Source organism: Pseudomonas sp. YNh (assembly GCF_037993085.1).
Taxonomy (GTDB): domain Bacteria; phylum Pseudomonadota; class Gammaproteobacteria; order Pseudomonadales; family Pseudomonadaceae; genus Aquipseudomonas; species Aquipseudomonas putida.
Genome location: NZ_JBBMRJ010000017.1, coordinates 13,714 through 26,629, shown reverse-complemented (window position 1 = coordinate 26,629; position 12,916 = coordinate 13,714). Strand labels below are relative to the sequence as shown.

Annotated in this window: 10 protein-coding genes; 3 read left to right on the top strand and 7 right to left on the bottom strand. The window is 65.0% G+C overall.

Annotation, left to right across the window (positions count from 1 at the left end):
- The 7 genes from WF331_RS17995 to WF331_RS17965 form a co-directional block, all read right to left on the bottom strand.
- Positions 1–951, bottom strand: coding sequence for an ABC transporter permease (locus tag WF331_RS17995; protein ID WP_340623173.1), 951 nt, complete (start codon positions 949–951; stop codon positions 1–3).
- Positions 948–2,576, bottom strand: a complete 1,629-nt coding sequence (locus WF331_RS17990; protein ID WP_340623172.1) for an ABC transporter substrate-binding protein — start codon at positions 2,574–2,576, stop codon at positions 948–950. Before WF331_RS17990 ends, WF331_RS17995 begins: the two co-directional genes overlap by 4 nt.
- Positions 2,577–2,728: 152 nt before the next feature.
- On the bottom strand, positions 2,729–3,523 hold the full coding sequence (locus WF331_RS17985; RefSeq protein ID WP_016499873.1) for a class II aldolase/adducin family protein: 795 nt from the start codon (positions 3,521–3,523) through the stop codon (positions 2,729–2,731).
- Between the two features lie 23 nt (positions 3,524–3,546).
- Complete coding sequence (locus WF331_RS17980) at positions 3,547–4,491, bottom strand: D-isomer specific 2-hydroxyacid dehydrogenase family protein (protein ID WP_016499872.1); 945 nt, start codon at positions 4,489–4,491, stop codon at positions 3,547–3,549.
- The gene (locus WF331_RS17975) at positions 4,488–5,624 is read right to left on the bottom strand and encodes an acyl-CoA dehydrogenase family protein (protein ID WP_016499871.1); all 1,137 of its coding nucleotides are present in this window, start codon (positions 5,622–5,624) and stop codon (positions 4,488–4,490) included. The genes WF331_RS17980 and WF331_RS17975 overlap by 4 nt, the downstream gene beginning before the upstream one ends.
- 263 nt (positions 5,625–5,887) lie before the next feature.
- Positions 5,888–6,778 carry a LysR family transcriptional regulator gene (locus tag WF331_RS17970; protein ID WP_016499870.1) on the bottom strand — a complete coding sequence of 297 codons (891 nt, stop codon included), beginning with the start codon at positions 6,776–6,778 and terminating at the stop codon, positions 5,888–5,890.
- 84 nt (positions 6,779–6,862) lie between these two features.
- Positions 6,863–7,909 (bottom strand): LacI family DNA-binding transcriptional regulator, encoded by a 1,047-nt coding sequence (locus WF331_RS17965; protein WP_016499869.1) that lies wholly within the window; start codon positions 7,907–7,909, stop codon positions 6,863–6,865.
- 260 nt (positions 7,910–8,169) lie between these two features.
- On the opposite strand from WF331_RS17965, the gene WF331_RS17960 reads away from it, so the two are divergent.
- From WF331_RS17960 to mgrA, 3 genes are all read left to right on the top strand, one after another.
- On the top strand, positions 8,170–10,386 hold the full coding sequence (locus WF331_RS17960) for a TonB-dependent receptor (protein WP_016499868.1): 2,217 nt from the start codon (positions 8,170–8,172) through the stop codon (positions 10,384–10,386).
- A gap of 152 nt (positions 10,387–10,538) precedes the next feature.
- A complete protein-coding gene (locus tag WF331_RS17955; protein WP_340623171.1) occupies positions 10,539–11,873 on the top strand; it encodes an LLM class flavin-dependent oxidoreductase in 1,335 nt (444 codons plus the stop codon).
- Entirely contained in the window at positions 11,870–12,913 is a 1,044-nt protein-coding gene (gene mgrA / locus WF331_RS17950) for an L-glyceraldehyde 3-phosphate reductase (RefSeq protein WP_340623170.1), read from the top strand. The genes WF331_RS17955 and mgrA overlap by 4 nt, the downstream gene beginning before the upstream one ends.
- Positions 12,914–12,916: the final 3 nt, after the last annotated feature.

The following is a 12,916-nucleotide window of genomic DNA, read 5'->3' as shown; positions in this document are numbered from 1 at the left end:
TCAGGTCACCTTCGTGGCGTGGGCGATGCGGGGGTCAAGGTACGGGTACAGCAGGTCGACGATCAGGTTCACCAGCACGAAGGCCGCTGCTGACACCGCGACAATCGCCAGCACTACCGGGATGTCCTGGCGCAGCACGGCTTCCTGGGCCAACCGGCCGACGCCATTGCGCGAAAATATGGTCTCGACCAGTACTGCCCCGGACACCGTGTTACCCACCTGTAACCCGACCAGGGTAAGGATCGGCAGGGCCGCATTGCGCAGGCCGTGCCGCGCCTGTACCTGCGCACGGCTCAGTCCCTTGGCGAATGCGGTGGCGATGTACGGCTCCTGCCATACGCTTTGGAAGCCGCGCTGCAATACCTGGGCGTACACCGCAGCACTGGGGATGGCCAGGGTCACGGCCGGCAGCACCAGGCTGGCAAAGCCCTGGTTGCCGGTGGCCGGGAACCAGCCCAGGCCGAAGGCGAACACCTGGATCAGCAGCAGCCCCATCCAGAACACCGGTACGGAAAAGCCCAGTGACGCCAAGCGTGACAGCGCCACTTTCAGCGGCTGCCATTGCAGGTAGGCGGTGAGGTAGGCCAGGCCGATGCCGCCAAGCACCGACAGCGCGATGGCAAAGCCGGCCAGGGCCAGGGTTTGCGGCAGGCGCTCGGCCAGCAGCGCGGTCACCGGCCGGTTCAGCGACAACGACTGGCCCAGGTCGCCGTGCAGGGCCCGCCACAGCAGGTCGAAGTACTGCTCGAAGATACCCTTGTCCAGCCCGTAGTAGGCACGGGCTTTGGCCAGGTCCTCGGCCGACAGGCCATCGGCTTCCATGCCCGATGCACTGAGCATGATCGCCAGGGTGTCACCGGGCAGCAGATAGAGGATGAAGTAGGTGATGGTGTAGGCGCCCCACAACACCAGCAGCGCCTGGCCGATGCGGCCGATCAGGTAGCGGTTCATGGCTGCGCGACCTGGATGTCGCTGAGGAAGGCAAAGCCTTCGGCTGTCCAGCGGAAGTCCTTGACCCGTGGTGCGGTGGCGGCTTGCCACACGCGCTCGTACAGCGGGAACGCCGAGGCTTCGTCAACCAGCAGGTCTTGCAGCTGGCCATAGGCCTGGGCGCGTTGATCGTCGCGGGTGGCGGTAATGCCGCTGTCGAACAAGGTTTGCGCCTGCGCCAGGGTGTGTGGCTCGTAAGTGTTTGTGGCCAAGGTGGCACTGCTGGCGGCGCGCGGGTCGAGGATGGTCTGCAGGATGATCGGGTCGGCGCGGGTCATGTAGGTGGAGGTGAGATCGTAGTTGCCTGAGGCGTTGCCGGCCACCCATTCGGCACGGGTCAGCACTTTCAGCTTGAGGTCGATGCCGACCTTGCGCAGTTGGTCTTGCACCAGCACATCGCCGGCACTTTCGGCGGGGGTGAGGTTGTAACGCAGGGTCAGGCGTTTACCGTCCTTGTGCCGGTAGCCGTCGTCACCCTTGCTCCAGCCGGCGGCGTCCAGCAGGCGCTCGGCGCCCTGCGGGTCGTAGGCCAGCTTGTCGGCCTGGGGCTTGAAGTACGGCGTGGTCACGTCATACACCCCGGTCACCACCGGGAACTCGGCGTTGTATACGGTGTGGGCGTAGCTTGTGCGGTCGATGGCCTTCTGCAGGGCCAGGCGCACCTGGCGATCGCCCAGCAGGCGGTTGTTGCGGGTGTTGGGGTAGAGGTTGAGCGCCGGGCCTGGCAACGATCGGCTCTGGATGGTCGCGCCTTTTGCCTGGAACAGCTTCAGGTCAACTTCGGAAAACGGGTTGCGTGGCCAGAGGATGTCGGCCTTGCCTTGCAGGAACAGGCCGTTGCGCACGCTTTCTTCGGGGATGTAGCTGATGTCCACGCGGTCCAGGTGGGCGGCGCCGGGGTTTTTGACGTTGGCGGAGGCCCAGGCATAATCCGCCCGCTTGACCAGGCGTGCACCTACTTCCGGGGTGTAGTGTTCGAGGATGAACGGGCCGGTGCCGATGATCTTGCCCAGCGAACGCTCCTGGGCAGTGAGCGCGTAGGAGGCCGGAGCGAGGATTGCCAGGTTGGTGGTGGACGTGGCCTGCAGGAAGCCGGCGTTGGGCCGTGAAAGCACCAGGCGGACGGTGAACGGATCGACCACTTCGGCATGGTCAAAACCGGCCAGGTAGGTGGCGCCGAACGTGGCAGGCAGTTGCGCCGCGAAAGCCTTGTTGCTGTCGAAGGCGGTTTTCACGGCTTGGGCGTCGAAGCGCTCGCCATTGCTGAAGGAGACGTCCTGGCGCAGGTGGAAGGTGTACTGAAGCGCGTCGTCGCTGACCTCCCAGCTGCTGGCCAGCCAAGGGATGATGCGGCCTGTGGCCGGGTCCTGGTCGGTGAGCGATTCGGCGACGTTGCGCAGTAGTACGCGGTGCTCCAGCCAGTAGACCTGGAACGGGTCGACGCTGACCAGCGTGGTGTTGTCGCCCCAGAAGGCGATGTTCAGGGTTTTGCTGGTGGCATCTTCGCCGGAGGGGGAGCAGGCGGCGAGCGTGAAGGCCAGGGTGGCGCAGGCCAGCAGGCTTCTGGCCATGTGAAGTGGAGGCATTGGGCGTTCCTTCAAGGGGATATGAGGTGTTTGTTCGGGCCCTATCGCCGGCCAGCCAGCTCCCACAGGACCAGCACAGGCCTGAATCCGATGGAATTCCTGTGGGAGCTGGCTGGCCGGCTATAGGGCCGGTACAGGCCACAGCAAACCTGTCAGTCCTGGTAATCCAGCCCCTCCCGGTCCAGCTGCCGGATCAGCGCATCCCAGTGCCGCTGGATCCCTTCACCCAACCCGTCGGAAAACCGCTTGGACTGCTCATGCACCTTGGCGATCGCCGCCGGCGCAGCATGCAGCAACTGGTCGTTGCCCCCGGCCTGCGCCGCTACCTGGATGTTGCAGGCACGTTCCAGCCCGTGCAATTCACGGAAGGCATGCTCCACGCTGACCCCCCCGGCGAGCAGCCCATGGTTGCGCAGAATGAGGATGTTGCTGTCGCCCAGGTTGGCCACCAGCCGCTGCTGCTCGTCCAGGTCCAGGGCGACGCCTTCGTAGTCGTGGTACGCCACCCGGCTGTAGTACGCCAGGGCGTGCTGCGAGATCGGCAGCAGGCCGTCGCGCTGCGCCGACACCGCCGCGCCATCTCGGGTGTGGGTGTGCAGCACGGCCTTGAGGTCATGCCGGGCGCGGTGGATCGCGCTGTGAATCACATAGCCTGCCTGGTTGATGCCCAGGCCCAGCGGGTCGTCGATGATGGTGCCATCCACGTCCACCTTCACCAGATTGGACGCGGTGATCTCGTCGAACAGCAAGCCAAAGGCATTGATCAGAAAGTGCTCGTCAGGCCCCGGCACGCGTGCCGAGAAGTGCGTGTAGATGTGGTCGGTCCAGCGGAACAGCGCGGCCAGGCGGTAGGCGGCGGCCAGCTTGACACGCACCTCCCATTCTTCGGCGCTGACCCGCTGGCGTACGGTGTTTTCCTGGGCGATGACGACAGACAGTGCAGTCATGGTGTTCTCCAATAGGTGTGGGTTCAGTAGCCGCGCTGGGTGTCGACCAGGTTGTGCAGCGGTGCTTGTTCGCGGTAACGGGCGAAATTGTCGAGAAACGCGTCGAGCAGGGCCGGGTAGCCGTCCTCGGAAATGGCCGAGGTGTGCGGTGACAGGAACACCCGAGGGTGCTGGTAGAGCGGGTGGCCCGCTGGTAGCGGCTCCGGGTCGGTGACATCGAGGCTGGCGCGACCGATCAGCCCGTTGTCCAGGGCTTCGAGCAGGGCGCCCTGGTCGAGCAGCCCGCCACGGGCGATGTTTATCAGGTGCAGCCCGGGTTTGGCCTGGGCCAGCACCTGGCGGTCGATCAGGCCACGGGTGGCGGGGGTGAGCGGGGCGGCGATGACCAGGTGATCGCTGCCGGCAAACAGCTGCTGCAGGCTGTCGACGCGCTGCACGCCCGGCACCTCGGCAATGGGTTGGCCTGGGCGGTTCAGCGCCAGTACCGGCATGCCCAGGGCGTTTGCCTTGCGTGCCAGGCTCTGGCCGATGCTGCCGAAACCGAAGATGCCCAAGGTGCGGCCACGCACGGGGGCCAGCGGGGTCAGGCGCCAGTCGGCGTCCTTGACCCACAGGCCCGGCAGCTGTTTGGCTGCGGCAAACACCAGGGCCAGGGCGAATTCGGCCACCTGCTCGGCATTGGCGCCGCGGCCACTGGTGACCGGCGGGCCCTGAAACACCCAGTCGGGGTAGAAGTCGATGCCCGAGGACACTACCTGCACCCAGCGCAACGCCCACGGCCAGCCCGCTGGCGGGTTGTCCACGCGGTTACCGCGTACATTGATGGGGCGCACGATGAACACATCGGCGGAGACGTCCAGCTGCAACTGGCCCGGGGCGATATCGATCACCTCATGGTCGGGCAATCGATCACGCAGGTATTGGTTGGCCGGTGCGTCCAGCTGGCTGGCGATGATCGAGTGGCTCATGCCGCCACCTCCGCCAGGGCGGCACGGCCGACATGGCCGAGCACCACGTCGTCCTGAGGCGTGTGGATGCGGCTGCACAGCACATCACGGTAGTGCCGCTCCAGCGGGTTGCGCCGCGACAGGCCTGGGTTGCCGGCAGCCTCGATGGCCAGTTCCACGGCCTGGATGGCGTTGCGGCTGACCAGGTGCTTGAGCTGCCCGGCGTGGCGCGGATCGACCTGCCCGGTCACGGCCGCGTTCAACAGGCTCTGGTTGGCGAACAGCAACGTGTCGATACGCCCGACCACGTCCTGGAAACGTGGCAGGCTGGCCAGCGGTGCACCGAGGTTGGACGGCGCGCGCTGGTTCAGGAACTGCACCAGCCAGTCGCGTGCGGCCTGGGCCACCCCGTCGTACAGCGCAGGCAGCAACACTGCCATCCACAGAAGGCCCGTGCTGTCGAGCTCGGCGCGGGGTGCGCTGGCCGGGCTGACGCTGACGGCATGATCGAGCGGGATCAGCACCTCGTCGAACTGCACTTCATGGCTGCAGGTGGCGCGCATGCCCAGGTGGTCCCAGTCTTCGATGATACGGATGCCCGGGGTGTCCTTGTGCACCAGGAAACCGCCCACCAGTGGGTCCTGGTCGTCGCTGCGTGCCCATACCAGGTACCAGGTCAGGCCATGGCTGCCGGTGGAGTAGATCTTGCGCCCGGACAACCGCCAGCCTTCGGCGGTACGCCGGGCAAGGGTGGCCGGCAGGCCGCCGCGGGCGGGTGTGCCCAGTTCGGGTTCGACGCGAAACGCGTTGATCAGTGCGCCGTCGGCCACCGCGTCGCGGGCCACTTGCAGGCGCAGGTGCTCGGGCCAGCGCTCTTCGTCCTGCAGGCGAAAGTGCTGCAGGTACTGCATGACGAGGATCAGCGCGGTGGACGGGCAACCTTTGCCGACCGCAGCAATGACCTGGCGCGCACTGGCCAGGTCGGCGCCACCGCCGGCCAATGCGCGGGGCACGGTGAAACCCAGCAGGCCGTGGCGGTGCAACAGGTCGAAGTTGTCGGCGGGGAACTGGCCGCTGCGGTCGTAGCGTTCGGCGTTGGCGGCCAGGGCCTGGGTGAGTTCGGCGAGCGCGCTGGCGGAAGGGGGGTGACTCATGGGTATTCATCCCTGGAACACGGTGGGTTTCTAAGACCGTATTCGTATGGATGATCGCTGTAAAAGTCTTTTTAGTTCTATGCTAATTATTAACTGTAAGAATTACGTTGATATTTAGTTATGCGAGTTGGTTATTTTATTTCGGTGGAATGCCAGGGCTGCTGCGCAGCCCAATCGCGACGAAAGGTCGCTCCCACGGTGATCGCGCGAACTTTTGGATTTTGAACAAGGCAGTTGTTCTCACAAGGGATTGCGCTTTCAGCTCACCCGCACAGTTGCTGCCCGGCCACCCGGCCAAACAGCTCGACCGGCTCCTGCAGGTTGCCCAGGTAGCGTGGGTGGAACAGCCACAAATCCACCTGCGGCTTGAAGTCCGTCACACTGACCACGTCCAGCGCATCCCGGTGGCGGCTGTTATGCAACAAGGGCTCGGGCACCAGCCCAAGCCCCTGCCCATTGGCCACCAGCCCCAGTTGCAACTCGGTGCCAAAGGTCTCCAGGTTGATCGACAGCCTCAGCCCCTGTTCGCTGAGGGCGCGCTGCAACCCCGCGCGAAAGCCGCAACCATCAGGGTTGAGCACCCAGCCACGGGTGTAGCAGTCCTTGAGCTTGAGGCTGCGCTTGCCGGTACTGCCCTTGGCCGCTACCACCCGCAGCGGCATGCGGGCGATCGACTGGCTGGCGATGCCCTCGGGGAAGATCTTGCCGGGCGGGAACAGTGCCGCAGCGGCATCCAGCTCGCCGTTTTCCATGCGTGCGATCAGGCTGCTGCCCCAGCCACTGGTGACCTGGGTGCGCAGGTCGGGGTAGGTTTCCCGAATCTGTGCCAACGCATCGAGCAGCACCACATCGCCAAGGGTTTGCGGCACGCCCAGGCGCAGGGTACCGGACGGGGCCCCGTCGTTGGCCACCAGCTCGCGCAGCGAGTCGATCTCACGCAAGATCGCCTTGCACTGCTCGTAAACCCGCAGGCCCATGGGGGTGGGCTTGAGTGGCTTGGTGTTGCGGTCGAGCAGGGTGGCGCCCAGGTCTTCCTCGAAGTTCTGCACGCGGCGGGTGATGGCCGGCTGGGTCAGTTGCAGGGCCTCGGCGGCAAGGTTGGTCGACTGGCAACGGATGACCGCCACGAAGGCGTCCATGTCATCGATTTTCATATTCGGCGCTCACATATTGGGGCGGTGGGACATACCGGAGGAGAATAATCCTCAATGGCCGGATTGTCACAGCACCTGTGCACCTCACGCGCTTTCGCGGGCAATCAACTCACACGCCAGCAGGTTCAGCCGCTGCACTTCACCCTCACACGCCACCACACCCAGGTGCTGCAACACCCGCAACGCCGCCACTTCGCCTATTTCCCGCGAGGGCGGGCGCAGGGTGGTGAGGCTGGGCAGCAGCATGTTGGCGAAGGGATAGTCGCCAAAGCCGACGATGGCCATGTCTTCCGGCAGGCGCAAACCGGCGCGTTGCCCGGCCAGCACAGCGCCGGCCGCCAGGTTGTCATTGGCGAAGATGATCGCCTCGGGCCGTGGGGTGCGGCGGATCAACGCTTCCATGGCCTGCTTGCCCGCCTCGAACGGCGCGCAGTCGGCCGAGGGCACGAATACCCAAGGCTCAAGCCCGGCTACCCGCAACGCCTCGATATAGCCATCGCGCCGCTCCAGCGCACTCAGGTCGCCGGCCGCGCTGTTCTGCACGAAAGCGATGCGCCGGTGGCCCTTGTCCAGCAGATAGCGGCAGGCCTGTACGCCCACCTGGTGATGAAGGAAGCCCACTTGCAAGGGCGACCGCTCAGGGCGGTAGTCCCATATTTCCACGACGGGCACGTCTGCGTCGGCCAGCATCTTTTCTGTGGCCGGGCTGTGGAAATGGCTGGTCACCACCAACGCTGCCGGCGACCAGCCGAGAAACGCCCGCACCGCGCTTTCTTCCTGCGCTTCGCTGAAGTAACTGGACGCCAGCAACAACTGGTAGCCATGGCGGCTGAGGGTGTCGCTGAACGCCTGGATCGTCTGGGCGAAGATCGGCCCGGAGATATTGGGGATCACCATGCCGACGATGCGCCCACGGGCCGACGCCAGCCCCCCGGCGACCAGGTTAGGCACATAGCCCAATGCCTGCACGGCAGCTTCGATACGCTCGCGCAAAGGTGGCGACACCTGGTCTGGCTGGTTGAAGTAGCGCGACACGCTGATGGCCGAAACCTCAGCGGCTCGTGCTACCTCGGCAAGGGTGACACGGCCTGCGCCGCGGCGCTTGCGGGGGGGATCCTTGGCCTGGCTCACCGGGCTGCCTCCTGGGGAAATGGCGCGATGGTAGCGCTAACGGGAAGGCGGTTGGCAAATAGCTTTATTGCATATCAATCTGACTTTTAAGTATTTGACGTGCTAAGCGAAGGCCTCTGATACTTGCTCATGTTAGCGCTAACAAGCGCAGCTGTTGGCAAGCGCCTGCCACTCGCACGAGCGAGACCAGACAACCACAGCAACTTCGTGTCGGCCCCGCCTGAAGGGGCCTGGTCTGGTTTCCCGAGGCAGTGAGCACCATGCAGAAAAGCCGTACACCATTCCCCGCTACGCAACGTCGGCCGCTGGCCGCAGCCATCCTGTTGGCCGCTTTTGGCCAAGGTGCCCAGGCAGCCGAGCCGGCCGAAGCAGCGGCTCCGCAGGCCACTGCATTGGGCGCCGTCACTGTGACCGCCACGCGCCGAGAAGCCACGCTGCAGGAAGTGCCGGTGGCAGTGTCGGTGATCGATGGCGAACAGTTGGAGCGAGACAACCGCAACAACGTTGCCAGCATCGTCCAGCAAGTGCCTACCCTCAATTACCGCGCCGGCGCCTCGAACAAGGACACTTCGTTGTTCATCCGCGGCGTGGGCACCATTTCGACCTCGCCCGGCGTCGAGCCAACCGTGGCGACGGTGGTCGACGGCGTGGTGTTCGGCCGCCCGGGCCAGTCGACCCTCGACCTGCTCGACCTTGAACGCATCGAGGTACTGCGCGGGCCGCAGGGCACCCTGTTTGGCAAGAACGCCTCGGCGGGTGTACTCAACGTGGTCAGCAAGGCCATCCCCGAGCAGACCCAAGGCTATGTGGACTATTCGCACTTTGGCGGTGGCGACGAGAACCGCCTGCGCTTTGGTATTGGCGGGCGCCTGAGCGAGCAGCTCAAGGGCTCTTTGAGCACCTTGTGGGGCGATTACGATGGCAATGTCGAAAACGTTGCCAGTGGCCACGACGTCAATGGCTACGAACGCAAAGGCGCCCGCGGCAAGCTGGAGTTCGAGCCCAACCAAGACTTGCGCCTCACCCTGATTGCCGACTACATGAAGGGCGAGGACACCTTGCCCAGCGGCGTGATCACCAGCGCCAGCGCCGCATTCGCCAGCCAGTTGCGCCCGGTGACGCCAAGCGCCCACAACCGCGACATCAACAGCGACTTCAAGACCCACGTCGAAGACCAGAACCAAGGGCTCTCGGCCCAGCTGGACTGGCAGCTGGGCGACTACACCCTGACGTCGATCAGCGCCTGGCGGGGTTGGGACAATACCCAGTACCAGGACGGCGACCGCCGCGCCTTGCTGCCGGTGACGGCGTCCCATGACAAGGGCACGGTGGACTATGACCAGTACAGCCAGGAGTTTCGCCTGACGTCGCCCAAAGGGCAGTTCAACGAATACGTGCTGGGCGCCTTCTACATGCATGGCACGTCCAGCGAGACCTACCAGCGCCTGTCGGTCAATGGCGGCGTGGCCAACACTGGCCGCGCCGACTATTCCACCACCAACGACAGTGTCGCGCTGTTCGGTGAGAACACCTTCAACTTCACCGATGACTTGCGCGCCATTTTCGGCCTGCGCTGGACCCACGACGACCTTGAGTACGACCACCGCCGGGTCTCTACCTCCGCCACCGCAGTGACTGGTATCCAGCCCTCTACTGCAAGTTCCGGCTCGGTGGACGAGGACGGCTGGAGCGGGCGCACCGGCTTGCAATACGACTTCAACGACAACCTGACGGGCTACGTCACTTACTCGCGCGGCTATAAAGGGCCGGCCTACAACGTGTTCTTCAACATGCAGCCGCGCGACACCGGGGCACTCAAACCCGAAACCTCGGATGCCTACGAAATCGGCTTGAAAAGCACGGCGCTGGACAATCGCCTGACCGCCAACCTGGCTGTGTTCCACACCGACTACGACAACTACCAGGCCAACTTCTTCGACACCGTGGCCAACCAGGTGGTAACCCGCCTGGTGAATGCCGGCAAGGTCAAGACCCAGGGTGTGGAGCTGGATGCCAGCTTCCAGGCCACCTCGCGGCTGAAGCTGTCGACAGCCGTGGCCTACACCAAGGCCCGTGTCGATCACTTCAACTGCCCGGCCGGTGCGGCGGCCAACTGCAACATCGATGGCGGCCGCCTGCCGTTCACGCCGGACTGGAAGACCTACCTGCGCGCCGATTACGTGATCCCGCTGGACAACGGCCTGGATGTGGAACTGAGCAGCGACTACAGCTGGCAGGACGCCGTGCAGTTCAGCCTCGACCAGAACCCGGACACCGTGCAGGGCGCCTATGGCATCTGGAACGCCAGCATTGCCCTGGCCGACTACAACGATGGCTGGCGCGTAGCCCTGCTGGGCAAGAACCTGGGCGACAAATCGTATGCGCAGATGCTGGCCAGTGGCGGCGACTACATCTACCGCTCAGTACCGCGGGATGACGGACGCTACTTCGGCGTACAACTGCGCAAGGATTTCTGAGTGGCGACCGGTGGCCTGTACCGGCCTCATCGCCGGCAAGCCAGCTCCAACAGGTACAGCGCAGCCTGAATGAATTGCGCGCTCCCTGTAGGAGCCGGCTTGCCGGCGATGCGCCGCAAAGCGGCCCCAATCAAGATTTCAAGGAGAACAACATGCCCCGCCAAATGAATCTGGGCGCTTTCCTCATGGCTACCGGTCACCACGTGGCCGCCTGGCGCCACCCGGAGGTACCGGACGACCCGCTGGACTTCGCCACCTACAAGCGCACCGCACAAATTGCCGAAGCCGCGTGCTTCGATGCCTTGTTCGTCGCCGACAGCGTCGCCGCCCCCAGCGACCCCCTGGCAAGCCACAGTGCCCGCTCGGTGTACTTCGAACCACTGACCCTGTTGTCGGCGCTGAGTGCAGTCACCGAACGCATCGGCCTGATCGCCACCGCCACCACCAGTTACAACGAGCCGTACCATGTGGCACGCAAGTTCGCCTCGCTGGATCACCTGTCCGCAGGCCGTGCCGGCTGGAACCTGGTCACCTCCGATGCTGCCGCCGAGGCCGGCAACTTTGGCCGCCAGGCGCATATCCCGCATGCCGAGCGTTACGCCCGCGCCTGTGAATTCCAGCAGGTGGTGCAAGGGCTTTGGGACAGCTGGGCCGATGACGCGTTCTTGCGCGACAAGGCCAGTGGCCTGTTCCACCACCCGCAGGCCGTGCGTGCCCTCGACCATGTGGGCGAGCACTTTCGCGTCAAAGGCCCGCTCAATGTCGCCCGCTCGCCACAGGGGCGACCGGTGCTGGTGCAGGCTGGCTCGTCCGAGACCGGCCGCGAGCTGGCCGCACAAAGTGCCGAGGTGGTGTTTACCGCCCAGCCGAGTCTGGCCCGCGCACAGGCTTTTTACGCCGACCTCAAGGGCCGCCTGGCTCGCCATGGGCGAGATGAGCATTCGCTGAAGATCATGCCCGGCGTGTTCGTGGTGGTGGGGCAAAGCCAGGCACAGGCCGAGGACAAGTACGAACAGTTCCAGGCGCTGGTCGACCCGCGTGTCGGCGTTGGCTTGCTCGGGCGCATGCTCGGCAACTTCGACCTTTCCGGCTACCCGCTGGATGGGCCGCTACCAGAGTTGCCGCCCACCGAGGATGGCCAGCGCAGCCGCCAGCAACTGCTGACCGAACTGGCCGGCACCGAACAGCTGACCCTGGCCCAGCTCGGCCGGCGCATCGCCGGTGGGCGAGGGCACCACAGCCTGGTCGGTACCCCGACGCAGATCGCCGATGAGCTGCAAGCCTGGTTCGAAGGCGGCGCCGCCGATGGCTTCAACGTGCTGGTGCCGCACCTGCCCCTGGGCCTGGAAGACTTCGCTGTGCACGTGGTGCCCGAGCTGCAGCGTCGCGGCCTGTTCCGCCGTCAGTACCAGGGCCACACCCTGCGCGAGCATCTGGGCCTGCAACGCCCAGCCAACCCACACTTTGCCGAACGAGGCCAACCATGAGCTACACCGCCAACCCCGAGCGCTATGCGCGCATGCCTTACCGTCGTGTCGGTCGCAGCGGCCTGGTGCTGCCGGCCCTGTCCCTAGGCCTGTGGCACAACTTTGGCGATGCCACGCCTATCAGCACCCAGCGCGCCTTGCTGCACACGGCGTTCGATGCCGGTATCAACCATTTTGACCTGGCCAACAACTACGGCCCGCCCTATGGCAGTGCCGAGACCAACTTCGGCCGACTGCTGCGCGAGGACCTGCACAGCTACCGCGACGAGCTGATCATTTCCAGCAAGGCCGGCTGGGACATGTGGCCGGGACCGTACGGGCAGGGGGGCAGCTCGCGCAAGTACCTGATCGCCAGCCTGGACCAGAGCCTGGCCCGGCTGGGCCTGGATTATGTCGACATCTTCTATTCGCACCGCTTCGATGCCGACACCCCCTTGGAAGAAACGGCCATCGCACTGGCCGACATCGTGCGCCAGGGAAAGGCGCTGTACATCGGCATCTCGTCCTATTCGGCTGGCAAGACTGCTGAAATTGCGGCGTTGCTGGGGGCAATGAATGTACCGCTGCTGATCCACCAGCCGTCGTACAACCTGTTCAACCGTTGGATCGAACGGGACCTGCTCGACACCACCGATGCCTTGGGCGCCGGGGTGATCGTGTTCACTGCGCTGGCCCAGGGCCTGCTCAGCGATAAATACCTCAATGGCATCCCGGCTGATGCCCGTGTGAACCGTGCGGGAGGTGGCTCGCTGCTACCCCAGCATTTGTCGCAAGCCAACATCGCCCGCGCACGCGCCCTGAATGAGATTGCCCGTCAGCGTGGCCAGAGCCTGGCCCAACTGGCGCTGGCCTGGACCCTGCGCGACCCACGGGTGAGCTCTGCGCTAATCGGCGCCAGCCGGCCCGAGCAGATCACCGAGAACGTGGCCGCGCTCGACAACCTGGCCTTTACCGCCGAAGAGTTGGCCGCCATCGACCGGTACGCCGTGGAAGGCGGGATCAACCTGTGGGAAAAACCCTCGACCGACTGGAAGGAGTGACCC

Excerpts from the sequence above, each read along its gene's own strand:
- WF331_RS17995 (WP_340623173.1), bottom strand. The coding sequence starts at position 951 with ATGAACCGCTACCTGATCGGCCGCATCGGCCAGGCGCTGCTGGTGTTG.
- WF331_RS17990 (WP_340623172.1), bottom strand. The coding sequence starts at position 2,576 with ATGCCTCCACTTCACATGGCCAGAAGCCTGCTGGCCTGCGCCACCCTG.
- WF331_RS17985 (WP_016499873.1), bottom strand. The coding sequence starts at position 3,523 with ATGACTGCACTGTCTGTCGTCATCGCCCAGGAAAACACCGTACGCCAG.
- WF331_RS17980 (WP_016499872.1), bottom strand. The coding sequence starts at position 4,491 with ATGAGCCACTCGATCATCGCCAGCCAGCTGGACGCACCGGCCAACCAA.
- WF331_RS17975 (WP_016499871.1), bottom strand. The coding sequence starts at position 5,624 with ATGAGTCACCCCCCTTCCGCCAGCGCGCTCGCCGAACTCACCCAGGCC.
- WF331_RS17970 (WP_016499870.1), bottom strand. The coding sequence starts at position 6,778 with ATGAAAATCGATGACATGGACGCCTTCGTGGCGGTCATCCGTTGCCAG.
- WF331_RS17960 (WP_016499868.1), top strand. The coding sequence starts at position 8,170 with ATGCAGAAAAGCCGTACACCATTCCCCGCTACGCAACGTCGGCCGCTG.
- WF331_RS17955 (WP_340623171.1), top strand. The coding sequence starts at position 10,539 with ATGCCCCGCCAAATGAATCTGGGCGCTTTCCTCATGGCTACCGGTCAC.
- mgrA (WP_340623170.1), top strand. The coding sequence starts at position 11,870 with ATGAGCTACACCGCCAACCCCGAGCGCTATGCGCGCATGCCTTACCGT.